This window comes from Mycobacterium sp. RTGN6, from assembly GCF_033804605.1.
In the GTDB taxonomy this organism is placed as follows: domain Bacteria; phylum Actinomycetota; class Actinomycetes; order Mycobacteriales; family Mycobacteriaceae; genus Mycobacterium.
In genome coordinates, this window is record NZ_JAPZKZ010000007.1 from 375,129 (window position 1) to 399,931 (window position 24,803).

Genomic DNA, 24,803 nt, shown 5'->3' on the forward strand with positions numbered 1-24,803 from the left:
CGCGTCGGCACGCCCGGATCCGCGGGCTACAGCGGTCAGCCTCAAACCGTGGACGATGTCTTCCTGGGAAGTGAAGCGCTGCGCACGGGCGCCCTCACGCGAGGCCGCCTGCGGTGGAACTACACCGCGCTTTACCCCGACGTCTACGTGCCTATTGCCATCACGCCGTCGCTGCGGCAGCGGACCGTTGGCGCATGGCTCTGGTCGGGTCGGCGCGGCATCATCGCCGGGCGAGCGGCCGCCGCATTGCACGGTGCTCAATGGATCGACGCGGCCACGCCCATCGAACTCATCTCGCCCGCCACGAGACCACCCCGTGGGATCGTCACCCGCGATGAGCTGATCGGCGACGACGAGCTGGTGTCGTGCCACGGCATGGCCGTGACCTCACACGCGCGAACGGCATTCGATCTCGCTCGCCACCTCCCCCGTGACGTAGCGGTCCGCCACCTCGATGCACTCGCCCGGGCCACCGGAGTCGCCGCCGCCGACGCACTGGCCCTTGGCGATCGCCATCGCCGCGCACGTGGCCGGCGCCGTTGTGCCGTTGCCCTGGACCTCATGGACGGCGGAGCGCAGTCGCCGAAGGAGACGTGGCTGCGATTACTCGTCATCGACGAAGGGTTTCCGCGGCCCCGCACCCAGATACACGTCACGGACGGCATGAATGACGCATTCCTCGACATGGGATGGGACGTACCGATGATCGGGCTCGACTACGACGGTGAACTCCACCAAAGCAGCCGCACCCGCTTCGTCCACGACATCGGCCGAAACGAGTTGGTGCACCGGCAAGGATGGTTCGACCTGCACGTCGTGGCCGAACACACTCGGGCCTTCATCGTGTATCGGCTCGAGGATGCGTTCGCCCGGCGGAACTACCCACTTCCCCTGCGCTCACGGTCGTGATTTCGCGGGAAGCACAGCCCTGAGTGCAGGCGAAGCAATCCGTCCGGGCTTAGGCGACGAGCTCGTGCGCACCCGCGGTGGGAAGCGACGTACCGCGCACCGCGGCCTCGCACCGCGCGCTCAGGTCGCGACGATCGTCGCCAGGAAGTTGCAGCGACTGCACCTGGACGTGGCACACCGTGAGCTTGGCGGTGATGACGCGGCGGATCGACTGCATCAGCGTGTCGTCGCCGATGAACGCCGGCACCGTGGACCGCTTGCCGTCCCGGTTGTGGTAGGTCAGGCGCAGCGGCTGCACGGTGCGACCCGCGTCGATGGCCCCCTGGAACATCGCGGGCCGGAATGCGCCGTAGCCGAGGCCGCACCACGTCGTGCCCTCCGGGAAGACGACCACCGTCTGTCCGGCGCGCAGCCGGTCGGCGACGGTGCGCACCACGTCGGGCAGCCGACGCAGGTTGGTGCGCTCGATCGGGATCACCTTCATCAGCCGGGCCAGGAAGCCAAGGCCAGGCCAATCGATCAGGTCGGCGCGGGCCACGAACGAGCCAGGCAGCACCGATCCGATGACGAAGATGTCGACCCAGGACACGTGACCGCTGACCACCAGCACGCCGCGAAGGTTCCGAATCGGGCCGTCCGACACGGTGATTCGCACACCGAGGCACCGCAGCATCAGTCGGCAGTAGAGCCGCTGCACCCGCGAGCGGCCCGGGAGCGGCACCGCGAGCAGCGGTACCGCGCCGAGCAACAGCACCGCGCAGGCGATACGCGCGGTGGTGCGCACGGCGACGACCGAACGCCGCGAGACGGCTGTGTCGACCGTGATGCAGTGCGCCCCGCAGGAAGCCCGCGGCAGCCAGGGATGCTCGCTGAGGTCGTGGCTGCTCATCAGGACATCTCCTGGGCCTGCGACACCGATCTCAACCGGGTGAGGTACCGGACGTCGGCCTGGCGCTTGTCGAGCAGGGCAGGGAAGTCGCCCACCCCGAAGTCCGGGTCGTGTGCGGGGTCGCCGCACACCTTCGCGCCGAGGCGCAGGTAGCCGCGCATCAACGGCGGAACCGCCAGCCGGGCAGGCGGTTCGATGTCATCGAGTCCACGGCCGTCGACGGTCACCGGCCGGTACGGACGCACGGTGTACTCCGAGGCGTGCCGCCTGCTCACGAAGTCGCGCACTCCACGGATCTGGGTGCCAAGGGGCTCGCCGTTACCGCCGTCGACGGGCACCGAGACGCACCCGGTCACGTAGTCGTAGTCGCAGCGGTCCAGATACGCCAGGATGCCCGCCCACATGATCAGCACCACGCCGCCGTTGCGATGGTCGTGGCGGACCACGGCGCGGCCCATCTCGACCAGCGACGGGCGCAGCGCGTCGAGGGCGCTGACGTCGAACTCGGTTGCGGTGTAGAGCCCCCCGGCGGCGATGGCACCAGGCGGAGGCAGCATGCGGTAGCACCCGACGAGCTCACCGGAGTTGTCCTCGCGGACCAGGAGATGGTCGCAGAACTCGTCGAAGCGGTCGGCGTCGCGGCCGTCGCTGGTGCGCTCGAGCTCGAAGCCCGGCTCGGAGGTGAATACCTCGTGACGCAGCCGTTGCGCGGCGTCGATGAGGCCCGGGTCGGTGGACAACAGCAGGGTATAGCGCGGCCCGGTGGTGTTCTGGGTCGCGGCAGCGGTTTCATCAGCAGCTATGAGTACGGATGCAGTGCTCATAGGCAGCACGGTCGCGGAACCGGTGGGCGGGGTGACAACGTACGCGTGACGTGTCCGTGCACGCTGAGTGACGAATGGGCGCGTCCAGGTGTGAAAAACACCCGGACGCGCCCATGTGCACGTCGTTTGGCGAGGTCAGCCCTTGCGAGCCTTGACCGCCTCGGTCAGCTGCGGCGTGACCTTGAACAGGTCGCCGACCACGCCGTAGTCGGCGATGTCGAAGATCGGCGCCTCTTCGTCCTTGTTGACCGCGATTATCGTCTTGGACGTCTGCATGCCGGCCTTGTGCTGGATGGCGCCGGAGATGCCCAGCGCGATGTACAGCAGCGGCGACACGGTCTTGCCGGTCTGACCCACCTGGAACTGGCCCTCGTAGAAGCCGGAGTCGACGGCCGCGCGGGATGCGCCGACGGCGGCGTCCAGCGCGTCGGCGAGGTCCTCGACGACGCTGAAGTTCTCCTTGGAGCCGACCCCGCGTCCACCGGAGACCACGATCTTGGCCTCGGTGAGCTCGGGGCGCGCACTCTTCTGCGCGGGCTCGCGCGACGTGATCTTGGTGGCGTTGTCCGCGGGGGCGGGCACCTCGACGGTGACGAGCTCACCCGCACCATCGGCGGGCTCGGCCTCGACCGCGCCGGGCCGCAACGCGACGATGGTGACGTCGCTCTGCGCCTTCGCCTCGACGGTGTAGGCACCGCCGAAGATGGACTGCACGCCGACGGGGCCCTCCTTGAGGCCGACGACATCCCAGAGCACGCCCGAGTAGGTGGCCGCCGCGAGCCTGCCCGCGACTTCCTTGCCCTCGGCCGTCGAGGCCACCAGGACTGCCGACGGGCTCGCCGACTCGATCAACGCCTCCAGCACGGCCACCTTGGGGGTGACCAGGTACTGCTCGACGACGTCGGATTCCGCGGCGTAGATCTTCGCCGCGCCCGCCGACTTGAGTGCGTCGGTGAGCGTCGCCGCAGTGCCCGGGGCGGCGATCACGACTGCTGACGGTTCGCCCACGGCGCGGGCCGCGGTGATGAGCTCAGCGGTGATGCTCTTCAACTTGCCTTCTGCGTGCTCGACGAGCACCAGTACTTCTGCCATTGCCTTTGAATCGCTCTCTGCGTATGTGGTCGGGTAGGTCTAAGTGATCTAGACGAGCTTCTGGGCGACGAGGTAGGAGATGATCTGGTTGCCGCCATCGCCCTCGTCGGTCACCTTCTCGCCCGCAGTCTTCGCCGGCTTCGGGGTAGCCGACTCGACGACCGACCACGCATTGGGTCCACCGACCTCTTCGCCGTCGACACCGATCCCGGCCAGCGTGAGCGTTTCGACGTTCTTCTTCTTGGCGGCCATGATGCCCTTGAAGGATGGGAATCGCGGCTGCTCGACGATCTTCTCGCTGACGCTCACGACGGCGGGCAGCGACGCCTCGACGCCGAAGACGCCGTCGTCGGTCTCCCGCTCGCCGGTGACCTTGCCACCGTCGATGTCGAGGGTGCGCAGGTGCGTCAGCTGCGGCAGGCCCAGGAAGTGGGACAGGATCGCCGGGATCGCGCCGCCGACACCGTCGCTGGACTCGTTGCCCGCGATCAGCAGGTCGACCTTCTCGAGCTGGCCGATCGCCGAGGCGAGTGCCCAGCCGGTCTGGATGGCGTCCGAGCCGTGCAGGCCGTCGTCGACCAGGTGGTACGCGTCGTCGGCGCCCATCGACAGGGAGCGCCGGATCGCCGACTCGGCGGTCGCGGGGCCGGCCGTCAGAACGGTGACGGTCTCCGCCTTGCCCGCCTCCTTCAGCTGCAGCGCGACTTCGATCGCCTTCTCGTTGATCTCGTCCAGCACCGGGTCGCTACCCGCCCGGTCCAGCGTGAAGTCTTCCGAGAGCTGGCGATTCTCGTAGTCTGGGACCTGCTTGATCAGGACCACGATGTTCGTCATAGGTGTGGTTCGTCCTCCTCGATGAGGCCGGCAACCGGCCTGCCATATCACGTCTTACGCAATGATCAGCATGTTACTAGTGGGTAACTTGAGCTAATGCGCAGGATCACCATAGCTGGTGTTCGTTTAGGTTCCGGCCTCCCCTTGGGCGGGTGAACCGTTCGCGAACGGGTGACAAACCACTTCACTGCGTTAGCCTCGGCTTGCAATGAGCGCATTTTCCGTCCACGAACCGTCGGCTGAACCAGTTGCGGGCTCCGACCTGCCCCTTACCGGGGAGCGCACGGTGCCTGGGCTGGCGGAGGAGAACTACTGGTTCCGCCGGCACGAGGTCGTGTACCAACAGTTGGCGCAGCGATGTGCCGACGCGGACGTGCTGGAAGCCGGCTGCGGCGAGGGCTACGGCGCCGACCTGATCGCCGACGTCGCGCGGCGCGTAATCGGGCTCGACTACGACGAATCGGCGGTCGCGCACGTGCGCGCGCGCTACCCCAGGGTCGACGTGCGTCACGGCAATCTCGCCGAGCTGCCGCTGGCCGACGGGTCGGTCGACGTGGTGGTGAACTTCCAGGTGATCGAACACCTCTGGGACCAGGGCCAGTTCGTCCGCGAGTGCGGCCGGGTGCTGCGCCCAGGCGGAGTGTTGCTGATGTCGACCCCCAACCGCATCACGTTCTCCCCCGGCCGGGACACGCCGCTCAACCCGTTTCACACCCGTGAGCTCAACGCCGCCGAACTGACCGAGTTGCTCGTCGAGGCGGGCTTCGCCGTCGAGGCCATGCTCGGGGTGTTCCACGGCGCGCGGCTGGTCGAGCTCGACGAGCGCTACGGCGGCTCGATCATCGACGCGCAGATCGCCCGCGCCGTCGCCGACGCCCCATGGCCGGACGACCTGTTGGCCGACGTGGCGTCGTTGGCCACCGACGACTTCGACCTGATCGACGCACGCGTGCGCGACATCGACGAGAGCCTCGACCTCGTCGCCATCGCGGTGTGCCCGTGAGCGATTCGCTGGGGCCGAATCCCGCGCCCGGCCTCTTCACCCTCGTCCTGCACACGCATTTGCCCTGGCTGGCGCACCACGGCCGGTGGCCGGTCGGCGAGGAGTGGCTCTACCAGTCGTGGGCGGCGGCCTACCTGCCCCTGATGCGCGTCCTGCGCACGCTGGCCGGCGAGGGCAGAAACCACCTCGTCACGCTCGGCATGACGCCAGTCGTCACCGCGCAGCTGGACGACCCGTACTGCCTGTCCGGAATGCAGCACTGGGTGGCCAACTGGCAGCTGCGCGCCCGCGAGGCGGCCACGCGTCGCACGGGCAATGGGGACGAGAGCCCCTATGCCACGCCGGAAGCGATGCGCGCGTTCGGGATTGGAGAATATGACGCCGCAGGCGCCGCCCTCGACGAGCTCGCAGTGGCGTGGCGCCATGGCGGAAGTCCCCTGCTGCGGCAACTGATCGACGCGGGCACCATCGAACTGCTCGGCGGCCCGCTTTCGCACCCATTCCAGCCACTGCTCAACCCACGACTGCGCGAGTTCGCGTTGCGCGAGGGCCTGGCCGACGCGCAAGCACGGTTCGCCCACACGCCCAGCGGCATCTGGGCGCCGGAGTGCGCCTACGCGCCGGGCATGGAGGACGGTTACGCCGCAGCGGGCGTGACGCACTTCATGGTCGACGGTCCGTCACTGCACGGCGACACCGCGTTGGGCAGGCCGGTCGCCGGCTCCGACGTCATCGCGTTCGGACGCGACCTTGCGGTGAGCTACCGCGTGTGGTCCCCCAAGTCGGGCTACCCGGGCCACGCCGCATACCGCGACTTCCACACCTACGACCACGTCACCGGGCTCAAGCCGGCGCGGGTGACCGGGCGCGCGGTGCCGTCGCAGGACAAGGCGCCCTACGACGCCGCGCGCGCCGAGGCGGCCGTCGACGGGCACGTCGCCGACTTCGTCGAGGTGGTCCGCAGGCGCCTGTTCGCGGAGTCGGAGCGCATCGGCAGGCCGGCCCACGTCGTCGCCGCGTTCGACACCGAACTGTTCGGGCACTGGTGGCACGAGGGACCCATGTGGCTGGAGCGCGTGCTGCGCGCGCTGCCCGAAGCCGGCGTGAGGGTAGGCACGCTGTCCGACGCGATCGCCGATGGTTTCGTGGGCTCGCCCGTCGAATTGCCGCCCAGCTCTTGGGGTTCGGGCAAGGACTGGCAGGTCTGGTCGGGCCCGCAGGTGGCCGACATCGTCCGGCTCAACAACGAGGTGGTCGACGCCGCGCTCTCCACGGTGGACAAGGCGCTCACCCAGAACGCGTCGGTCGGCACACCCACCCCGCGGGACGTGGTGGCCGACCAGATCCTGCGCGAGACACTGCTCACGGTGTCGAGCGACTGGCCGTTCATGGTCAGCAAGGACACCGCCGCCGACTACGCCCGCTACCGCGCACACCTGCACGCGCACGCCACCCGGGAGATCGCCGACGCACTGGCCTCCGGTCGCCGCGAACACGCCGAGCGGCTCGCCGCGGGCTGGAATCGCGCCGACGGGCTGTTCGGGGCGCTGGACGCCAGGCGGCTCCCCCGATGACCGCCCCCTTTCCCCGCTTTTCCCGCGAGCGCGCGTGTCTGCGGGCGACACGCCGCCTCGCGATCCAACTTTGCGCGCGCTCGCGCGGACTCGCAGGGGCCACGCGATGAAGATCCTGATGGTGTCGTGGGAGTACCCGCCGGTGGTCGTCGGCGGGTTGGGCCGCCACGTGCATCACCTCGCGACCGAACTCGCCGCCGCCGGGCACGACGTCGTGGTGCTCAGCAGGCGGCCGACGGGCACCGATCCCAGCACGCATCCGTCCACCGACGAGTTCAGCGAGGGCGTGCGCGTGGTGGCCGCCGCGCAGGACCCGCACGAATTCGACTTCGGCACCGACATGATGGCGTGGACGCTCGCCATGGGGCATGCGATGGTGCGTGCCGGCCTGGCGCTGAAGTCTCGTGGGCGGCGCGCAGGCACGCCGTGGCGCCCGGACGTGGTGCACGCGCACGACTGGCTGGTCGCTCACCCGGCGGTCGCGCTGGCCGAACACTTCGACGTGCCACTGGTTTCCACCGTCCACGCGACGGAGGCAGGCCGGCACTCGGGCTGGGTCGCGGGCAAGATCAGCCGCCAGGTACACGCCGTGGAGTCGTGGCTGGTGCACGAATCCGATTCGCTCATCACGTGTTCGAGGTCGATGCGCGACGAGATCACCGAACTGTTCGGGCCCGGCCTCGCAGAGACGCGGGTCATCAACAACGGCATCGACGCCGCGCTGTGGCCCTACGCCAAGCGCAAGCCTCGCCGCGGTCCCGCCCGGCTGCTGTACCTCGGCAGGTTGGAGTACGAGAAGGGCGTGCACGAGGCCATCGCGGCCATGCCAAGGATCCGCCGCACTCATCCGGGTACCACGCTGACCATCGCCGGTGACGGCACACAGCAGGACTGGCTGCTCGAGCAAGCCCGAAAGCACAAGGTGCTCAAGGCAATCGACTTCGCCGGCCGCGTCGACCACGAACAGCTGGTGGCATTGCTGCACGACGCCGACGCCGCGGTGCTGCCAAGCCACTACGAGCCATTCGGCATCGTCGCCCTTGAGGCCGCCGCCACGGGCGCGCCGCTGGTGACGTCCAACGTCGGCGGCCTCGGCGAGGCCGTCATCGACGGCGAAACCGGAGTGTCGTTCCCGCCGCGCGACGTCGCGGCCCTGGCTGCCGCCGTCCGCGTCGTGCTCGACGATCCCGTCGCGGCGCAGCGCAGAGCGGTGGCCGCGCGCGAGCGGCTCACGTCCGACTTCGACTGGGCCACCGTCGCCGCCGAAACCGCACAGGTATACCTGGCCGCCAAACGCGGTGAGCGCGAACCACATCGACGCCGCATGATCGTCGAGCACGCACTGCCCGACAGATAGTTCGACGGAGGTCGAACCATTCCGGCCATAGCGTGCGGACATGGCAAAAGACATCTCCCGGGTCGCTCCGCTCCTGCCCGCCGGAACTCGATACCCCTTCCTCGTCCTGATCGCCGCCTACCTCGGCCTCTTCGTCGGCCTCATCGACAGCAACGCGGTAAACCTCGCCCTACCGGCGATCCACGCCGACCTCGGCGGCGGGGTGTCCGGCGCACAGTGGACCGCCGACGCCTACAACGTCACGTTCGCCGCGGCACTGCTGACGTCGGGCTCCTTCGGCGACCGGTTCGGTCGCAGGCGCATGCTGCGGATCGGGCTGGCGGCGTTCGTCGCGGCGTCGGTGGGCTGCGCGCTCGCACCCGACCTCGGGGCCCTGCTGGCGGCGCGTGCCGTGCAGGGCGTCGGGGCAGCGATGATGCTTCCTCAAGGGCTGGCCATCGCCGCCGCCGCGTATCCCGATGCCGCGGGGCGCGCGAGGGCGACGGCGGCTTGGGCGATGGCAGCGGCCTCCAGCGCGGCGCTCGGTCCGGTGCTCGGCGGCGTGCTGACGGACTCGGTGGGTTGGCGTTTCATCTTCTGGCTCAACGTGCCCGTCGGCCTCGCCGCTCTGGCGATGTCCCGCCGCTACCTGCCGGAATCCGCGAACCCGCGCGCCAGCCGCGTGGACGTCCCCGGACAGACCCTTGTCGTGATCACCCTGGCCAGCCTTACCGTCGTGCTGGTCGAGGGGCGCAGCATGGGCGCCGGGTGGAGCGCGCTGCTGGGGTCCGTGGCCGTGGCGGCCGCCGCCTCGTTCGTGTGGTCGCAGCGCCGGATCGCACACCCGATGGTGCCGCCGCAGTTCTTCGTCAACCGCACGCTCTTGGTCGCACTCGCGGCCACCTTTGCCATGACGTTCGGAACGTACGGACTGCTGCTGGTGAACAGTCTGGCGTTCCAGCAGCAGCGCGGCGCAACCGCTTTGGCCACCGCGCTCGAGTTCCTGCCGATGCCGTTGGTCTATCTCGCGCTCATTCCGTTCGTCAACGCCGTAACGCGGCGGACGGGCCCACGGCTGCCGATGACGACGGGGCTGGTGCTGATGGGCGCCGGGATGCTTCTGTACGCGCTCGTCGGTCCGGATGTCGGCATGTGGCCGATACGGGTGGCGTTCGTGCTGACGGGCGCCGGCCTGGCGTTCAACACCGGTCCGGCGGTGAGCCTGGCGATGTCGGCGGTGTCGGTCGACCGCGCGGGGCTCGCGTCCGGCGTGGTGAACCTGGCCCGGTTGACCGGGATCACCGTCGGCATCGCGGTGATGGGCACCGTACTGGCGCTCGTCAGCGCTGGCGCGGCGTCCGGACCCGCGTTCATCGACGGCGTGCGGGCCGCCGTCTTGGTCGGTGCGCTCGCCGAACTGCTCGGGGCTGTCGTGGCCTTCGGGTACACCGGGAAGGAACGGTCGCGGGACACCGCGCCGACGAAGGAGATGAGCCATGCGTGACCTCGCCGAACTACCGCTCACCGGGGATGCCGACATCGCCGCGGTGGCGGCGCTGCTCGCCGACCCGGCCCGGTGCAAGGTGCTGCTCGCACTCGACGACGGTCGTGCGCTGCCCGCAAGCGTGCTCGCCGACGAGGCCGGGGTCAGCCGGTCGACTGCCAGCAGTCACCTCGCCAAGCTCACCGACGCTGGCCTGCTCGTGGTGCGGACGCACGGCAGGCACCGCTACTACCGGCTGGCCGGCCCCGAGATCGCCGAGCTGCTCGAGCGCCTCGGCCGACTCGCGCCACCGCGGCCGGTCCGTTCGCTACGCGAAGGCACCAAGGCCGCGAGGTTGCGCTCGGCGCGCACCTGTTACGACCACTTCGCCGGCCGGCTCGGCGTGGCGATCATGGCCAGCCTGCTGGACAACGACGTGCTCGTCGGCGGCGATGGGCGTTACCACCCGGATCAACACCACGGCGATTCGCCGAGCAATCCCGGCCATGACGTCGCGTACGAACTGACCGATTCGGGTCGTGCGTTCCTGGACGACGTGGGCATCGAATTACCCAGCGGCCGAAGGCAAGTCATCGGATACTGCCTCGATTGGACCGAGCAGCGGCACCACGTGTCCGGCGGCCTCGGCCGCGGGGTACTCGACCGCTTCGTGTCGGCGGACTGGGTGAAACGCTCGCCCCGCGGGCGTGCGGTGACGGTCACCGACCGCGGCCGGACCGCACTGGCCAATCACTTCGGCATCGACTGGGCGGCTTAGCGCATGGCCTTCTTGCGCTCGATGTCGGCGAGCGCGGCGGCGTGCTCGGCCCGCAGGGCCGCCGACTTCTCCCACGACTCCTTGCGGTTCTTGACCACCTTGGCCGGCGCACCGACGGCGATCGAGAAGTCGGGGATCTCGCCCTTGACCACGGCGTGGGACCCGAGCACGCAGCCCCGCCCGATCGTGGTGCCGCGCAGGATCGAGACCTTGGTGGCGACCCAGGTGTCGGGCCCGATGCGCACCGGGCCCTTGATGATGCCCTGGTCCTTGATCGGGAGGTCGATGCTGTCCATCCTGTGGTCGAAGTCGCACACGTAGCACCAGTCGGCCATCAGCACGGAGTCCCCCAACTCGATGTCGAGGTAGGTGTTGATGACGTTGTCCCGACCGAGCACCACCTTGTCGCCGAAGCGCAGTGACCCCTCGTGGCAGCGGATGGTGTTCTTGTCGCCGATGTGAACCCACCGGCCGATCTCCATCGTCGAGAGTTCCGGGGTCGCCTGGATCTCGACGCCCTTGCCAAGGAACACCATGCCGCGGGTGATGATGTGCGGGTTGGCCAACTTGAACTTCAGCAACCGCCAGTAGCGGACCAGATACCAGGGCGAATAGGCCTTGTTGGCGATCACCCACTTCAGCGAGGCGACGGTGAGGAACCGGGCCTGACGTGGGTCGCGCAACCGTGATCCGCGCCAGCGAACGTGTATCGGGGCGCCCCACATCGTCGTCATGGCCGGACAGCCTACGCGAGCCTCGGTGGGCCTCCGACTAGTCTCGGACCTCGATGCCTGCCCGACGAACGACCATGCGCCGGATGGCGGCCGCCGTTGCCGCCGCGCTCGTATTGAGCTCGTGTGCCAACACCGACTCCTGGGTCGACGCTCACCCCGCCGCGGGGTGGCCGGCCCAGTACGGAGACGCCGCCAACAGCAGCTTCGCCGACGTCGACGGCGCGGACGCGCTGCGCCTGGATTGGACGCGGTCGGTCAAGGGCGGTCTCGCCGCGCAGGTCGCGCTCGGCTCCACGGGCGCAACCAGCTACCTCGCCGCCAACGGCCAGACCGCCGGCGGATGCTCGCTGATGGTGTGGGAGGCCAACAACGGGGGCCGCCAGCGTTGGTGCACCCGGCTCTGGCAGGGCGGTGGCCTGTCTAGCCCGCTCTTCGACGGATTCGACAACCTCTACGTCGGGCAGCCGGGCGCCATGCTGTCGTTTCCGCCCACCCAGTGGATTCGGTGGCGCAAGCCGGTGATCGGGCTGCCGATGACGCCGCGAATCCTCGACTCAGGCCGCTTGTTGGTGGTGACTCACCTCGGCCAGGTGCTGGTGTTCGACGGGCACCGCGGCGACGTGGTCGGTACGTCGCTCGATCTCGTCGCGGGCGTCGATCCCACGGACGCTTCACGCGGGTTGGCCGACTGCGCCGCGGGCCGGCCCCGTTGCCCCGTCGCCGCCGCGCCTGCGTATTCGCCCACCTCGAGGATCGTCGTCGTGACGCTGTGGGAACCCGATGCGGAGGCCCCGTCGGTGGTCGGCCTGCGCTACCGGCCGGGCCAGACCCCGTTGCTGTCGCGGGAGTGGACCAGCACCGACGTCGGCGGTGGCCCACTGGCCAGCCCGGTGCTGTCGGCGGATGGCGCCACGGCCTACGTCACCGGCCGCGATCAACGACTGTGGGCACTCGACACGGCCACCGGCAAGCCGAAGTGGTCGGTACCGCTCGGCTACCAGCCCCAGACGCCACCGTCGGTATCGCCGGACGGCCTCGTCGTCGCCGGTGGCGGCCCCGACGCCAAGCTCGTCGCCGTCAAGGACGGTGGCGACCACGGGGACGTGGCGTGGTCGCGCGACGACGTCATGCCGCTGTCGACCTCGAGTCGCGCCGGGACGAAGGTGGCGTACACCGTCGTGCGCGACGGCTCGGGAGACCCCGCCGGGCAGGCGCTGTTGATCTTCGACCCCGCCGACGGCCGCACGCTCAACCAATACCCGCTGCCGGGCGCCACCGGCTTCCCCGTCGGGGTGTCGATCAGCCACGACCGTCGCGTGGTCGCAGCCACCAGCGACGGTCAGGTGTACGGGTTCACGCCCGCCTGAGCGCTCAGGCGATCATCGAGTCGATGGGAGCCCTCGGGACGGAGACCTCGACGGCACCCGCCGCCTCGGGCAGCAACTCGCCCTGACCGAAGAAGAAGATGATCGCGTCGTTGGTGATCGCGAAGTTCTCGTACTTCGACGGGTCCAGTCCGACGCCGGGCGGGATGACCACGGGCTGGCCGACCTGCTTGGTCAGTTCGGCCTGCACCACCGGATAGATCAGCGGGAACGGCGCCGTGCCCTCCCGGAAGAAGTTGGCCATGGTGATCGGCTTGCGCAGGCCCTGGTCCCAGTTGAAGGACTTGTAGAACGTCTGCGGATGGGCGCCGCCGAGGTCCTGATAGGTCTTGAACACCACCGACTGCGTGCCCCGCGGTGGCAGCGCGGAAGTGTATTCCGTGGCCGTGGTGTCGAGCTCGTAGGGCATGTCGTGCGGAGCGGGGCTCTTCGCCACGTTCAAGAAGCCGTCGCGGGTCTGCTTGATCCAGTCGGTGACCGCGACGGGCTCCGGATAGTCGATCGGGTAGCTGATGCTCAGCGTGTACGCAGGGTCGTTGGCCTGGATCTGGCATATCTGCTTGGCGTCGACGACGCCGCTCAGATCGGAACACTTGGGCGGTGCGGCGGACGCGACGGCGACACTGGTCAATCCGAGCGTGGCGGCCACAACGGCGGCCATGGCCGCAGACATCGAGGTCGGAATGCGCATCTGAAACCCTCCGGGAAACAGCGGCACCGGCGCCGCCTCAGCAACAATACCCGTGGCCTCAGCGCGACGGCCGACAGACGTAAGCCACCGCCCGACTGGCACTACCGGCACCGATCCTGGTGACCACCAGGGCAAGCCGCTGTGAACCGCGCGGACGCAGCCGGATCCGCAACGCATCGGGGTCGACGTCGACGCCGCGCACGAGGATCTCGAGCGCACCGGCGTCGTGTGCAGCCACCGCATGGCGCAACACTCGCTCACGGAAGTCCACCTGCTCGATCACCTCGAATCCCCTTACCCCATCGGGTAGTTCGTTGCCACTGAGGTAGGCGATGGCCGGGTCGAGTTGCCACAGTCCGTGACGCGCCGCGTAGTGACGCACCAGGCCGGCCCGCACCACCGCCCCGTCGGGGTCGACGATCCAGCGTCCTGCGGCACCTACCGGGCAGTCGTCGGGCTCGGCGTCGGTGACCTGCTCGCCGCGATCGAGCATCGTCGCCCGCCTGCTCACCCCCGGACTCGCCAAGCCGCCCGACCACAGGCACGCCTCCCGCACCGAGCCCGCCAACGACGTCACCTCCACCTCACCGGTGAACCCAAGCTCGCGAACCTGGTCGAAATCGACTCCTGGCGCGCACTTTACGGCGAGGTCACGACCGCGGTACACCTCGAACAACCGATCGAGTGCCGGCACGTAGTCCCGCGGGTCGAACCGGCGACGTCCCGCCGTCCTTCGGGCGGGGTCGGCCACGACGACGGTGCCGCGCGTCACCGGCGCGAGCGCGTCGGCGCGGCACAGCAACACCCCGGGCACGTTGTTGCGCGCCATCGCCAGTCGCACCGGATCGAGGTCGCTGCCGACGACGAGCGCGGCCGAATCCCGAAGTGCCGCAAGCTCGGCGCCGATGGAGCAGGTCACGTCGTGAACGACGGCGCCGGCCAGGCGCCGGGCCCGATGCTCGGCGACGGCAGCGGCGGTGGCCTGCTGCAGTGCCTCGTCGGTGAACAGCCATCCGCCGGCATCGGCGAACTTGGCCTCGGCCTTGCGCCTCAGCAGCGTGGTCTCGACGAGCACGGCCGCACGGTCACCGAATCGCCTTCGCGCGACGGAGATGTCGGCAACCCGGCTGGCGTCGGTGAACGCGTAGCCGGCGAGTTCGTCGAGCGCCAGCCGTCCGTCGTCGCCGCTCAGATAGGCGACGTCGGCGACGGTGAACGCGAGCCCGCTCAGCTGGGCTTGGTTCCCGTGACCATGACGTTGTAGAACCAGCCCTTCGGCACGACGTGGCGCCACACGTTGGCGTCGACCCAGCTCAGCGTCATCCAGCTGCTGAACGCGAACTTGGCCCAGCCCCAACCCAATCGGCCCGGCGGCACCGAGGCCTCGAAGGTGCGCACCGGCCAGCCCAGCATGGCGGCGGTGAACTCCTCACTGGCAGTGCGCACTTCGACCGCGCCGGCGTTGGTGGCCATCCGCTCCAGATCGCTCGGCTCGAAGGTGTGCAGGTCGACGACGGCCTCAAGGGCGGCGGCCCGAGACGACTCGTCGAGCTCCTCCTGCGGCCTGCGCCAGTCCTGCAGACCGGGCAGTTTCGTGACGTTGGTGGCGATCCGCCACGTCAACGTCGACAGATTGCGCGCGTAGACGTTGCCCTTGGTGGTTGGCTCTCCGGCGAACACGAACCGGCCGCCCGGCTTGAGCACGCGGACGACCTCGCGCAGCGACAACTCCACGTCCGGGATGTGGTGCAGCACGGCGTGGCCGACGACGAGGTCGAACGTGTCGTCGTCGTACGGGATGCCCTCGGCGTCGGCGACGCGCCCGTCGACGTCCAACCCGAGCGACTCGCCGTTGCGGGTCGCCACCTTGACCATGCCTGGCGAAAGGTCGGTCACCGAGCCGCGGCGGGCCACCCCGGCCTGGATCAGGTTCAGCAGGAAGAACCCGGTACCGCAGCCGAGCTCCAGCGCGCGGTCATAGGGCAGTTCGCGCTGCACCTCGTCGGGCACGATGGCGTCAAAGCGGCCGCGGGCATAGTCGATGCAGCGTTGGTCGTAGCTGATCGACCACTTGTCGTCGTAGCTCTCCGCTTCCCAGTCGTGGTACAGCACCTGGGCGAGCTTGCTGTCGTGGCGGGCGGCTTCGACCTGCTCGGCGGTGGCGTGCGGGTTCGGGGCCGGAGCCGCGTCGGCGGCGACATCCGGCGTGCGGTCCGTGCTCGTCATGAAGGGCAGCCTAACGCGTGGCGAACGCCGCCTTCGCGGCTGCCAGCACCTGCGGCGACGACTCGGCGAACCGCAACGCCCAGGTGCACGCGGCGTCGTACACGTGATCGGGGGCGACGAGCTCGTCGACCAGGCCCATCGCCAGCGCCTCCTCGGCCCCAGCGAACCGGCCGCTGAACACCAGATCCTTGGCCTTGCTCTCCCCTACCGCACGGGCCAACCGCGCCGGGCCGCCGTCGGCAGGGGCGATCCCTTCGAGGATCTCCGTTGCGCCCAGCTTCGCGTTGTCCCCGCTGACACGCCAATCGGCGGCCAGCGCCAGGGTCAGCCCGCTGCCAAGGGCGTAGCCGGTCACCGCGGCCACCGTCGGCTTGGGGATCGCCGCGACGGCGTCGACCGCCCGTCGGCACACCTGCGCCGCGCCTGCCGCCTCCTGCGGGTCGAGCGTGCGGAACTCGGGAAGGTCGCAGCCTGCGGAGAAGATCTCGTGCCCGCCGAAGACGATGACGGCGTTGACGTCGGTGCGCGCCCCAAGTTCGGCCGCGGCCTCGTTGAGCTCGCGGCACAGTTGGCGGGTCATCGCGTTCGTCGGCGGCCGCGACATCAGCAGCGTCGCGACGCCCCCCTCGTCCGCGAGGTGAATGCTGACGAACTCGGTCACGAGTAGCCCTGTGGTGCCCTGCCCTCGCGGGCGGCGTTGTATCGATCGCTGTTGAAGAACTCGATCTCCCAGTTGCCGGTGGCCTTGTCAGCGGCGAGGTGCGGCTCGACGGCCACGATCTTGCGCTCGACGGCGAGCACCTCGCCCACGGTGCGGCCTTTGAGCGAGTCCAGCTGCGTCCAGGTGGGCGGCAACAGGAACGACTTGCCGTCGGAGAACTCGTCGAGCGCCGCCTGCGGAGTGGTCCAGAACGCCCGGTCGGTCTCGGTGTTCTCGCCGTCGGCGCGCTGGCCCTCCGGAAGCGCGCCGACGAAGAAGTAGGTGTCGTAGCGGCGGGTGCGCTCCTCCTTGGGCGTCACCCAGTTCGCCCACGGCCGCAACAGGTCGGCCCGCAGCACCAGGCGTTCGGTGCGCAGGAACTCGGCGAACGACAGCGTCTTCTGCTCCAGCGCGTGCCGCTGGTCGCGGTACACCGACGCGTCGCTCACGATGCCGTCCGGATCGTCCGCGGGACCGGCGAACAGCACGCCCGACTCCTCGAACGTCTCGCGGGCCGCGGCACTGACTAGGGCCGCGGCCAGGTCGGCGTCGACGCCGAGGCGCCCCGCCCACCACGCCGGCTCGGGACCGAACCAGGCGACGTCGGCGTTGCGGTCACGGTCGTCGACCCCGCCGCCGGGGAAGACCATCACACCGGCCACGAACTCCATGGCCGCGTGCCTCCGCATCAGGAAGACCTTGATGCCTGCAGCGGTATCGCGGACGAGCATCACGGTGGCAGCGGGCCGAGGCACCAACGGATCTGGTTCGGTCACTTGGCTCTCCTATGTGCTGCGCGCGAGCGCGTCCGACGCGCGAAGTAGCGCCCGTCGATGACGTCGAGGGCGATCGACTGACCGAACGCCCTGGAAAGGTTCTCCGAGTTGAGCACGTCGGTCAACAAGCCGGATGCCACGACCACCCCCTCCGACAGCAGCAAGCAGTGACTGAAGCCTTGGGGGATCTCCTCGACGTGATGGGTCACGAGGACCATCGCCGGGGCGTCCGGGTCGGAGGCAAGATCGGCCAGCCGTGCGACCAGTTCCTCGCGGCCGCCGAGGTCGAGCCCCGCCGCGGGCTCGTCGAGCAGCAGGAGTTCGGGGTCGGTCATCATCGACCGCGCGATCAGCACCCGCTTGCGCTCCCCCTCGGAAAGCGTGCCGTAGGTGCGTTCAGCCAAGTGTTCAGCGCCGACGCTCTCGAGCATGTCGATGGCCTGCTCGTAGTCGACGTCCTCGTACTGCTCCCGCCACCGGCCGAGCACTGCGTAGCCGGCCGAGACCACCAGGTCGCGGACCGTCTCACCGTCGGGCACCCGCTGGCTCAGCGCAGAACTGCTGAGGCCGACTCGGGACCGCAGTTCGGACATGTCCGTCTTGCCAAGGCGTTCACCGAGCACGAAGGCAGTGCCCGACGACGGATGCTCCGTGGCGGCGGCGATCCGCAGCAGCGACGTCTTGCCCGCTCCGTTCGGGCCGACGACGACCCAGCGCTCGTCCAATTCGACGGCCCAGGTGACGGGCCCGACGAGGGTCTTGCCCCCGCGCCGCAACGAGACCTTCGCGAAGTCGATCAGCAGGTCGGGGTCGGCTGCTGCGTCTTCTGCTCCGGGCACTCGCTCATCGTAGTCAGGGCGGAATCGGTGAATGCCCAGCCACTAACGGCCAGCCACCGTCGTGGAGTCAGCCGCAGGACCAGTTGGACGAGCGGCCCAATTCCGAACGCGTACACGACGGTGCCGATGCCCACCGTCCCGCCGAGCAGCCACCCCACGGCCAGCACGGTCGCCTCGATCGACGTGCGCACCAGCCGCACGGACAGTCCCGTGCGCGCGACCAACCCGGTCATCAGGCCGTCGCGCGGCCCAGGGCCGAGACCCGCGCCGATGTAGAGCACGGTGCTGATCGCGTTGAGCACGACGGCGCCGAGCATCATCGCGATCCGCACCCACAGTGCCGACGGGGTCGGCAGCAGAGCCAGCGCCGCGTCGACGGTGATCGCGATGACGATGACGTTGGCGATGGTTCCGATGCCGGGGCGGTTGCGCAGCGGGATCCACGCCAGCAGCACCGCGACGCCGACGACGGCCGACGCGATGCCGATGGTCATGCCGGTGCGCCCGGCCAGGCCCTGGTGGAAGACGTCCCATGGGTCGAGGCCCAGCCCGGCGCGCACCATGACCGCCATCGAGAAGCCGTAGCCGACCAACCCGAGCAGCAATGCCGACCCGCGGGCGAACGCCGCCATCATGCGTGGTCGGGGAACCGGGCGCGGATGGCGTCCAGTTCGGTGCGCATGCGGCGCGCATCGGCGTCGTCGTCGCGCGCGTACGGCCGCGGACTGGTCCGGAAGATGCGTCCCAGTGCCTGAGCCTTTCGGCCCACCCTTGAGGTCCAGTGTTGTTCCATGGCTCCACAATGGCCACATCTGGCCTTGCTATCAATAGCCACTTGCGGCAAAGTGGCTCTTGTGATCGACGAACTGGCCGGGCGCAGGCTCGATGTGGACCTTTTGGCCCGGGAACTGGGCAACTGGCGTACGTCCAGCACCAGCGGGCCGGCCTACCAGGGCCTGGCCGACGGACTACGCATGCTGATCGTCGACGGGAGGCTGCCCGTTGGCGCTCAGTTGCCCAGCGAGCGCGCCCTCTCCGACGCGCTGCGCGTCTCCCGCACCACCGTCACCGCGGCGTACGCCCAGATGCGCGACGACGGCTATCTCAATGCGCGACGCGGGGCCCGCAGCACGACGGCGTTGCCCGTCGGCGACGCGAGTCCCATCGCTCCGACCTCGGCGACCGTCAACCTCGCCGCCGCGACACTCTCCGCACCCGCGGCCGTCACGTCCCGGGCGTTCGCCGACGCCGCCGAACAGCTCACGCCGTACCTGCACGAGATCGGCATCGAGCTCACCGGCGTGCCGTCGCTGCGCGCGGCGATCGCTGAAAGGTATTGCGCCCGTGGGCTCCCCACCGAGCCCGACGAGATCATGGTGACCTCGGGTGCGCTGCACGCGATCGGGCTGATCCTCGCCACCTACACTCAGCCCGGCGATCGGGTACTCGTCGAGCAGCCGACCTACCACGGCGCGCTCTCGGCGATGGCCACCAACGGGACGCGCCCGGTTCCGGTCGCCGTCACCAGCGCCGGCTGGGAGGTCGACGCCATGGAGGCCGCGATGCGCCAGTTGGCCCCCAGCCTCGCCTACCTGATTCCCGACAATCACAACCCGACGGGCTTGACCCTGCCGCCGGCGGAGCGGAAACAGTTGGCGCACATCATCGCCGAGACCCGCACCCGAACCATCATCGACGAGACCATCACCGACATGTGGCTCGACGAACGCGTGCCCGCCCCGTTCGCCGCGTCCATGTCGTCGCGCCGGGACCTCGTGCTCACCGTCGGCTCCATGTCGAAGTCGTTCTGGGGTGGCCTGCGCATCGGGTGGATCCGCGCGGAACGCACCTCGCTGGCCACCATCGCCGCCATCCGTCCTTCGATCGACATGGGCACCGCGATCGTCGAACAGCTCGCGGCTGCAAGCCTTCTCGCCGCGGAGGACGAGGTGCTGCCGGATCGGCGCGACATCCTCCGCGGCCGGCGGACGCTGCTGCTGGCACTACTCGACGAGCACCTGCCCGACTGGCAGCCGCTGCCCGGCAAGGGTGGATTGTCGCTGTGGGTACGGCTCCCCGCCCCGATGAGCTCGGCACTCTCGGCGGCGGCCTCGCGGATGGGTCTGGAGATTCCGCCAGGGCCACGTTTTGGCGTCGACGGCAGCCTCGAGCGCTACATTCGGGTGCCCTACACGCTGCCCGAGCACCAACTCACCGAGGCCATCGAATTGCTCGCGCGGGCATGGCAATCCGTCACTGGCGCGGGCAGTGTCGACCACAGCGCGGTCGTCGTTTAGTTTCCCTGCGCGGGCAGACGTCAGTCGTCGGGGATGTCGACTCGGCGCGACGTCCCGTCGGCGGCGTCGGCCGCCTCGATCTCCCCGCGAGTCACGCCAAGGATGAACAACACGGTGTCGAGGTACGGATGGCTCAGTGAGGCGTCGGCCACCTCCCGCAGGGCGGGCTTCGCGTTGAAGGCCACGCCTAGCCCGGCCGCCGCGAGCATGTCGATGTCGTTGGCCCCGTCGCCCACGGCGACGGTCTGCTCCATCGGCACCCCGGCCTGCTGCGCGAAGTCGCGCAGCGCCTTGGCCTTTCCTGGCCGGTCGATGATGTCGCCGATCACCCGGCCGGTGAGCTTGCCGTCGACGATCTCGAGTTCGTTGGCCGCGACGAAGTCCATCTCCAACTCGTGTGCGAGCGGATCGATCACCTGGCGGAAGCCTCCGGACACGATGCCGCAGTGAAAGCCCAAGCGGCGCAACGTCCTCAGGGTCGTGCGGGCACCAGGGGTGAGCTCGATCTTGTCGGCGACGTCGTCGAGCACCTCGGCGGGCAGTCCGGCCAGCGTCGCCACCCGACGGTGCAAGGACTCCGCGAAGTCGAGTTCACCCCGCATCGCCGCCTCGGTGACCTCGGCGACCGCCGCCTCCGCACCGACCCGAGCGGCCAGCATCTCGATGACCTCGCCCTGAATCAGCGTCGAGTCCACGTCGAACACGATGAGCCGCTTGGCCCTTCGCGACAGGCTGAAGTCCTCGAGGGCGATGTCGACGCTCTCGTCGACCGCCACCCGCGCCAACGCCGACTGCAGCTGGCCGTAGGCGGCGCCCGACGGAACCGAGACGCGCATCTCAAGGCCGGTAACGGGGTAGTCGGAGACGCCGCGGATGGTGTCGATGTTGACGCCGAGCGCGGCCGCCTCGCGTGCCACCACACCGAACGCCTCGGCGGTGATGGGACGGCCGAGCACGACGATGGTGTGTGTCGATGGCTCGCGCAGCACCGGAATGTCATCGCTGCGCTCGATGGAGACTTCCAGGCCGACACCCTGGATGGCCCGCGTCACCTCGTCGCGCAGCGTGTCACCACCCGCGTCATCGGCCGGTCCGGCCACCAGCACGGCCAGCGTCAGCCTGCCCCGGACCACGACTTGCTCGACGTTCAGCAGCTCGACCTTGTGCCTCGAAAGCACCTCGAAGAGCGCCGAAGTCACGCCTGGTTGATCGAGCCCGGTGACGGTGATCAGAACCGACACCTTTGACATATTCATTCCTGGGTCAACCCCGGCATGGCGCCTAGCGACCGGTCAGGTACGGACGTGCTCGTCGTCGAGCCGCGTGACGTCCCCGTCGCCGGGGCCGTGCGCACGACCCACGTGAGCCTCGGCACGCATCCGCTCCACCATGTGCGGATAGTGCAACTCGAACGCGGGGCGCTCCGAACGGATCCGGGGCAGCTCGGTGAAGTTGTGCCGCGGCGGCGGGCAGCTGGTCGCCCACTCGAGCGAATTGCCGTAGCCCCACGGGTCATCCACGACGACGGGCTCTCCGTAACGCCAGCTCTTGAACACGTTCCACAGGAACGGGATCGTCGAGATGCCGAGGATGAACGCGCCGATCGTCGAGACGATGTTGAGCGTCGTGAACCCGTCGCTCGGCAGGTAGTCCGCGTAGCGGCGGGGCATGCCTTCGTCGCCGACCCAGTGCTGCACCAGGAACGTGGTGTGGAAGCCGATGAACGTGAGCCAGAAGTGCAGCTTGCCGAGCCGTTCGTCGAGCAGCCGGCCGGTCATCTTCGGGAACCAGAAGTAGATGCCCGCGTAGGTGGCGAACACGATGGTGCCGAACAGCACGTAGTGGAAGTGCGCGATGACGAAGTAGCTGTCGGTGACGTGGAAGTCGATGGGCGGGCTGGCCAGCAGCACGCCGGACAGGCCACCGAGCAGGAACGTGATGAGGAAGCCCACCGAGAACAGCATCGGTGTCTCGAACGTCAACTGGCCCTTCCACATCGTGCCGATCCAGTTGAAGAACTTGATGCCGGTGGGCACCGCGATCAGGAACGTCATGAACGAGAAGAACGGCAGCAGCACCGCGCCGGTGGCGTACATGTGGTGCGCCCACACCGCCACCGACAGCGCGGCGATGGAGATGGTGGCGTAGATCAGCGTGGTGTAGCCGAAGATCGGCTTGCGGCTGAACACCGGGAAGATCTCGCTCACGATGCCGAAGAACGGCAGGGCGATGATGTACACCTCGGGGTGGCCGAAGAACCAGAACAGGTGCTGCCACAACAGCACACCGCCGTTGGCCGGGTCGTAGACGTGCGCGCCGAGGTGCCGGTCGGCGGCCAGGCCGAACAGCGCAGCGGTGAGCAGCGGGAACGCCAGCAGCACCAGGATGGACGTCACCATGATGTTCCAGGTGAAGATCGGCATCCGGAACATCGTCATGCCGGGGGCGCGCATGCACACGCAGGTGGTGATCATGTTGACGCCACCGAGGATGGTGCCGAGACCACCAACGGCCAGACCCATGATCCACAGGTCACCACCCGCACCAGGCGAGTGGATGGCATCCGTCAGCGGCGAGTACGCCGTCCAGCCGAAGTCGGCCGCACCACCGGGGGTGATGAAGCCTGCGATGGCGATCAGCGCGCCGAACAGGAACAGCCAGAACGAGAAGGCATTGAGCCGCGGGAACGCCACGTCGGGAGCGCCGATCTGCAGCGGCAGCACCAGGTTCGCAAATCCGAACACGATGGGCGTGGCGTAGAACAGCAGCATCACCGTGCCGTGCATGGTGAACAGCTGGTTGAACTGCTCGTTGGAGAGGAATTGCAGCCCGGGCAGGGCGAGCTCGGTGCGCATGAACAGCGCCATCAGCCCGCCGACGAGGAAGAAGGCGAAGCACGCGACGCAGTACATGATGCCGATCATCTTGTGATCGGTGGTGGTCAGAAGCTTGTAGACCAGGTTGCCCTTGGGACCGAGCCGCGCCGGGAATGGGCGCCGTGCCTCGAGCTCACCGATTGGGGGCGCTTCGGCTACCAACAGATCCTCCAAAGGTTCGACGGCGCGAGGCCCGCCCGCTCTCCGAGATGTCGTGTGAATCCTAACGCTCGACGGGCCCCGTGGCGCCATGGGTCCTACAAACCGTCGTAATTCACGGGAACCTGTGCGCAAACGCGCCCTGACCGGCGGCGAACTGCCTGGATGTGGCCGGAGGGCAGGAGCGCAGCGACCGGGGAATTGGTACCGTCGGCGCGTGTCGTTGCTCAGCCCGCGGATGGGCCTAATCGCCGTGTCCGCCGCAGTGGCCGTGACGCTCGTCGGCGGGTGCGGCGGCGATTCCAGTGCCTCCGGGACCACCAGCACACCCGTCACCAGTACCACCAAGATCGCGGGCGCCGGGGTACTGGGCAATCAGCGTCGGCCCGACGAGTCGTGCGCACCGGATCCCGCCGGGCTCGACCCCGACTCGGACGTCCGCACCGTGCGCCACGCCGCAGGCGAGACCGAGGTGCGGGGTGATCCACAGCGCATCGTCGTGTTGTCGGGAGACCAGTTGGACGCGCTGTGCGCGCTGGGGTTGCAGGGGCGCATCGTCGCCGCGGCGCTACCCGACGGGTCGACGAGTCAGCCGTCGTACTTGGGCACCGCCGTGCACGACGCGCCGCCCGCCGGATCGCGCAGCGCACCCGACCTCGAGGCGATCAAGGCCGCCAAACCCGACCTGATCCTGGGTTCGCAGGCGCTGACCCCGGAGAGCTACGGCGCGCTGACCGCGGTCGCGCCGACGGTGTTCACTGGCGCGCCAGGACCCGGGTGGCAGGACACGCTGCGCACGGTGGGTGCGGCGACCGGCCGTACCGACGCCGCGAACCGACTGGTCGACGACTTCAACAAGGCCGCCGACGACACCGGCGCGAGGATCGACGCGACCCACTTCCAGGCGTCGGTGGTACAGCTGACTGAGCACACCATGCGCGTCTACGGCGTCGAGGACTTCCCCGGCAGCGTGCTCGGGGCCGTCGGCGTGGATCGTCCTGCCGCCCAACGCTTCAAGGACAAGCCGTACCTGGAGATCGGCACGACGGAGCTCAAGGACGCCGACTTCTCGCCCGCCGACGGCGACATCGTCTACCTGTCGTTCGACTCGCCCGCCGCCAAGGACGCGGCGGCGACGGTTTTGGACAGCGACGCGTGGCGCAAGCTGTCGGCCGCCCGCGACAACCGCGTCTTCATCGTCAACAACGAGGTGTGGCAGACCGGCGAGGGCATCGTCGCCGCGCGCGCCATGCTCGACGACATGCGCTGGCTCAACGCCCCGATCAACTAGTGTCCTGAGTCATTAAATACGGTTCAGTTGGTAGACTGGGTTGTGCCCAGTCCGCAGGCTGCCGTGATCGTGTTGACCGATGCTGAACGCGCCGAGTTGGAGGGCTG

At 69.0% G+C, this 24,803-nt stretch carries 24 protein-coding genes; 9 read left to right on the plus strand and 15 right to left on the minus strand.

All coding sequences use genetic code 11. The features are described 5' to 3' along the window. Nucleotides 1–48 precede the first annotated feature (48 nt). A complete protein-coding gene (locus SLQ33_RS19640; protein ID WP_319455568.1) occupies nt 49–909 on the plus strand; it encodes a hypothetical protein in 861 nt (286 codons plus the stop codon). A gap of 49 nt (nt 910–958) precedes the next feature. Here SLQ33_RS19640 and SLQ33_RS19645 read toward each other — a convergent pair whose 3' ends face one another. From SLQ33_RS19645 to SLQ33_RS19660, 4 genes are all read right to left on the minus strand, one after another. Then, on the minus strand, nt 959–1,798 hold the full coding sequence (locus SLQ33_RS19645; RefSeq protein ID WP_319455522.1) for a lysophospholipid acyltransferase family protein: 840 nt from the start codon (nt 1,796–1,798) through the stop codon (nt 959–961). Then, nucleotides 1,798–2,622, minus strand: a complete 825-nt coding sequence (locus SLQ33_RS19650) for a GNAT family N-acetyltransferase (protein WP_319455523.1) — start codon at nt 2,620–2,622, stop codon at nt 1,798–1,800. The genes SLQ33_RS19645 and SLQ33_RS19650 overlap by 1 nt, the downstream gene beginning before the upstream one ends. Before the next feature lie 135 nt (nt 2,623–2,757). Beyond that, entirely contained in the window at nt 2,758–3,714 is a 957-nt protein-coding gene (locus tag SLQ33_RS19655) for an electron transfer flavoprotein subunit alpha/FixB family protein (RefSeq protein WP_319455524.1), read from the minus strand. A 48-nt stretch (nt 3,715–3,762) separates the two neighbouring features. Then, nucleotides 3,763–4,548: an electron transfer flavoprotein subunit beta/FixA family protein gene (locus SLQ33_RS19660; RefSeq protein WP_319455525.1), complete on the minus strand. Its 786-nt coding sequence runs from the start codon at nt 4,546–4,548 to the stop codon at nt 3,763–3,765. Nucleotides 4,549–4,756: 208 nt separating this feature from the next. Between SLQ33_RS19660 and SLQ33_RS19665 the strand changes: the two genes are divergently transcribed. The 5 genes from SLQ33_RS19665 (at nt 4,757) to SLQ33_RS19685 (ending at nt 10,722) form a co-directional block, all read left to right on the plus strand. Continuing rightward, entirely contained in the window at nt 4,757–5,551 is a 795-nt protein-coding gene (locus tag SLQ33_RS19665) for a class I SAM-dependent methyltransferase (RefSeq protein ID WP_319455526.1), read from the plus strand. Between the two features lie 8 nt (nt 5,552–5,559). Then, nucleotides 5,560–7,125, plus strand: a complete 1,566-nt coding sequence (locus SLQ33_RS19670; RefSeq protein WP_319455569.1) for a glycoside hydrolase family 57 protein — start codon at nt 5,560–5,562, stop codon at nt 7,123–7,125. Nucleotides 7,126–7,231: 106 nt separating this feature from the next. Beyond that, nucleotides 7,232–8,482 carry a glycosyltransferase family 4 protein gene (locus SLQ33_RS19675; RefSeq protein ID WP_319455527.1) on the plus strand — a complete coding sequence of 417 codons (1,251 nt, stop codon included), beginning with the start codon at nt 7,232–7,234 and terminating at the stop codon, nt 8,480–8,482. A 40-nt stretch (nt 8,483–8,522) separates the two neighbouring features. Further along, a complete protein-coding gene (locus SLQ33_RS19680) occupies nt 8,523–9,965 on the plus strand; it encodes an MFS transporter (RefSeq protein ID WP_319455528.1) in 1,443 nt (480 codons plus the stop codon). Further along, nucleotides 9,958–10,722, plus strand: a complete 765-nt coding sequence (locus SLQ33_RS19685) for a metalloregulator ArsR/SmtB family transcription factor (RefSeq protein WP_319455529.1) — start codon at nt 9,958–9,960, stop codon at nt 10,720–10,722. The genes SLQ33_RS19680 and SLQ33_RS19685 overlap by 8 nt, the downstream gene beginning before the upstream one ends. Here SLQ33_RS19685 and SLQ33_RS19690 read toward each other — a convergent pair. Next, the gene (locus SLQ33_RS19690; RefSeq protein WP_319455530.1) at nt 10,719–11,456 is read right to left on the minus strand and encodes an acyltransferase; all 738 of its coding nucleotides are present in this window, start codon (nt 11,454–11,456) and stop codon (nt 10,719–10,721) included. The two genes, SLQ33_RS19685 and SLQ33_RS19690, sit on opposite strands and share 4 nt — an antisense overlap. A gap of 74 nt (nt 11,457–11,530) precedes the next feature. Here SLQ33_RS19690 and SLQ33_RS19695 point away from each other — a divergent pair, with 74 nt between their 5' ends. Beyond that, nucleotides 11,531–12,823, plus strand: coding sequence for a PQQ-binding-like beta-propeller repeat protein (locus tag SLQ33_RS19695; protein WP_413467669.1), 1,293 nt, complete (start codon nt 11,531–11,533; stop codon nt 12,821–12,823). A 4-nt stretch (nt 12,824–12,827) separates the two neighbouring features. On the opposite strand, the gene SLQ33_RS19700 is transcribed toward SLQ33_RS19695, so the two are convergent. From SLQ33_RS19700 to SLQ33_RS19735, 8 genes are read right to left on the minus strand one after another with little or no spacing between them, the layout of a single operon-like run. After that, on the minus strand, nt 12,828–13,532 hold the full coding sequence (locus tag SLQ33_RS19700; RefSeq protein ID WP_319455532.1) for an esterase: 705 nt from the start codon (nt 13,530–13,532) through the stop codon (nt 12,828–12,830). Between the two features lie 58 nt (nt 13,533–13,590). After that, complete coding sequence (locus tag SLQ33_RS19705; RefSeq protein WP_413467670.1) at nt 13,591–14,802, minus strand: THUMP-like domain-containing protein; 1,212 nt, start codon at nt 14,800–14,802, stop codon at nt 13,591–13,593. Further along, complete coding sequence (locus tag SLQ33_RS19710; RefSeq protein WP_319455534.1) at nt 14,760–15,758, minus strand: class I SAM-dependent methyltransferase; 999 nt, start codon at nt 15,756–15,758, stop codon at nt 14,760–14,762. The genes SLQ33_RS19705 and SLQ33_RS19710 overlap by 43 nt, the downstream gene beginning before the upstream one ends. Before the next feature lie 10 nt (nt 15,759–15,768). Further along, entirely contained in the window at nt 15,769–16,419 is a 651-nt protein-coding gene (locus SLQ33_RS19715; RefSeq protein WP_319455535.1) for an enoyl-CoA hydratase, read from the minus strand. Continuing rightward, complete coding sequence (locus SLQ33_RS19720) at nt 16,416–17,189, minus strand: NUDIX hydrolase (RefSeq protein WP_319455570.1); 774 nt, start codon at nt 17,187–17,189, stop codon at nt 16,416–16,418. Before SLQ33_RS19720 ends, SLQ33_RS19715 begins: the two co-directional genes overlap by 4 nt. A gap of 41 nt (nt 17,190–17,230) precedes the next feature. Further along, nucleotides 17,231–18,106 (minus strand): ABC transporter ATP-binding protein, encoded by an 876-nt coding sequence (locus SLQ33_RS19725; RefSeq protein ID WP_413467671.1) that lies wholly within the window; start codon nt 18,104–18,106, stop codon nt 17,231–17,233. Then, the gene (locus SLQ33_RS19730) at nt 18,031–18,708 is read right to left on the minus strand and encodes a YczE/YyaS/YitT family protein (RefSeq protein ID WP_413467664.1); all 678 of its coding nucleotides are present in this window, start codon (nt 18,706–18,708) and stop codon (nt 18,031–18,033) included. Before SLQ33_RS19730 ends, SLQ33_RS19725 begins: the two co-directional genes overlap by 76 nt. Continuing rightward, nucleotides 18,705–18,866: a hypothetical protein gene (locus SLQ33_RS19735; protein ID WP_319455537.1), complete on the minus strand. Its 162-nt coding sequence runs from the start codon at nt 18,864–18,866 to the stop codon at nt 18,705–18,707. The genes SLQ33_RS19730 and SLQ33_RS19735 overlap by 4 nt, the downstream gene beginning before the upstream one ends. A 61-nt stretch (nt 18,867–18,927) precedes the next feature. On the opposite strand from SLQ33_RS19735, the gene SLQ33_RS19740 reads away from it, so the two are divergent. After that, nucleotides 18,928–20,370, plus strand: coding sequence for a PLP-dependent aminotransferase family protein (locus tag SLQ33_RS19740; protein WP_319455538.1), 1,443 nt, complete (start codon nt 18,928–18,930; stop codon nt 20,368–20,370). Between the two features lie 20 nt (nt 20,371–20,390). On the opposite strand, the gene serB is transcribed toward SLQ33_RS19740, so the two are convergent. Then, nucleotides 20,391–21,620: a phosphoserine phosphatase SerB gene (gene serB / locus SLQ33_RS19745; RefSeq protein ID WP_319455539.1), complete on the minus strand. Its 1,230-nt coding sequence runs from the start codon at nt 21,618–21,620 to the stop codon at nt 20,391–20,393. A 42-nt stretch (nt 21,621–21,662) separates the two neighbouring features. Beyond that, nucleotides 21,663–23,408 (minus strand): cytochrome c oxidase subunit I, encoded by a 1,746-nt coding sequence (gene ctaD / locus SLQ33_RS19750; protein ID WP_319455540.1) that lies wholly within the window; start codon nt 23,406–23,408, stop codon nt 21,663–21,665. Between the two features lie 235 nt (nt 23,409–23,643). Between ctaD and SLQ33_RS19755 the strand changes: the two genes are divergently transcribed. Then, entirely contained in the window at nt 23,644–24,696 is a 1,053-nt protein-coding gene (locus tag SLQ33_RS19755) for an iron-siderophore ABC transporter substrate-binding protein (protein WP_319455572.1), read from the plus strand. Nucleotides 24,697–24,803: the final 107 nt, after the last annotated feature.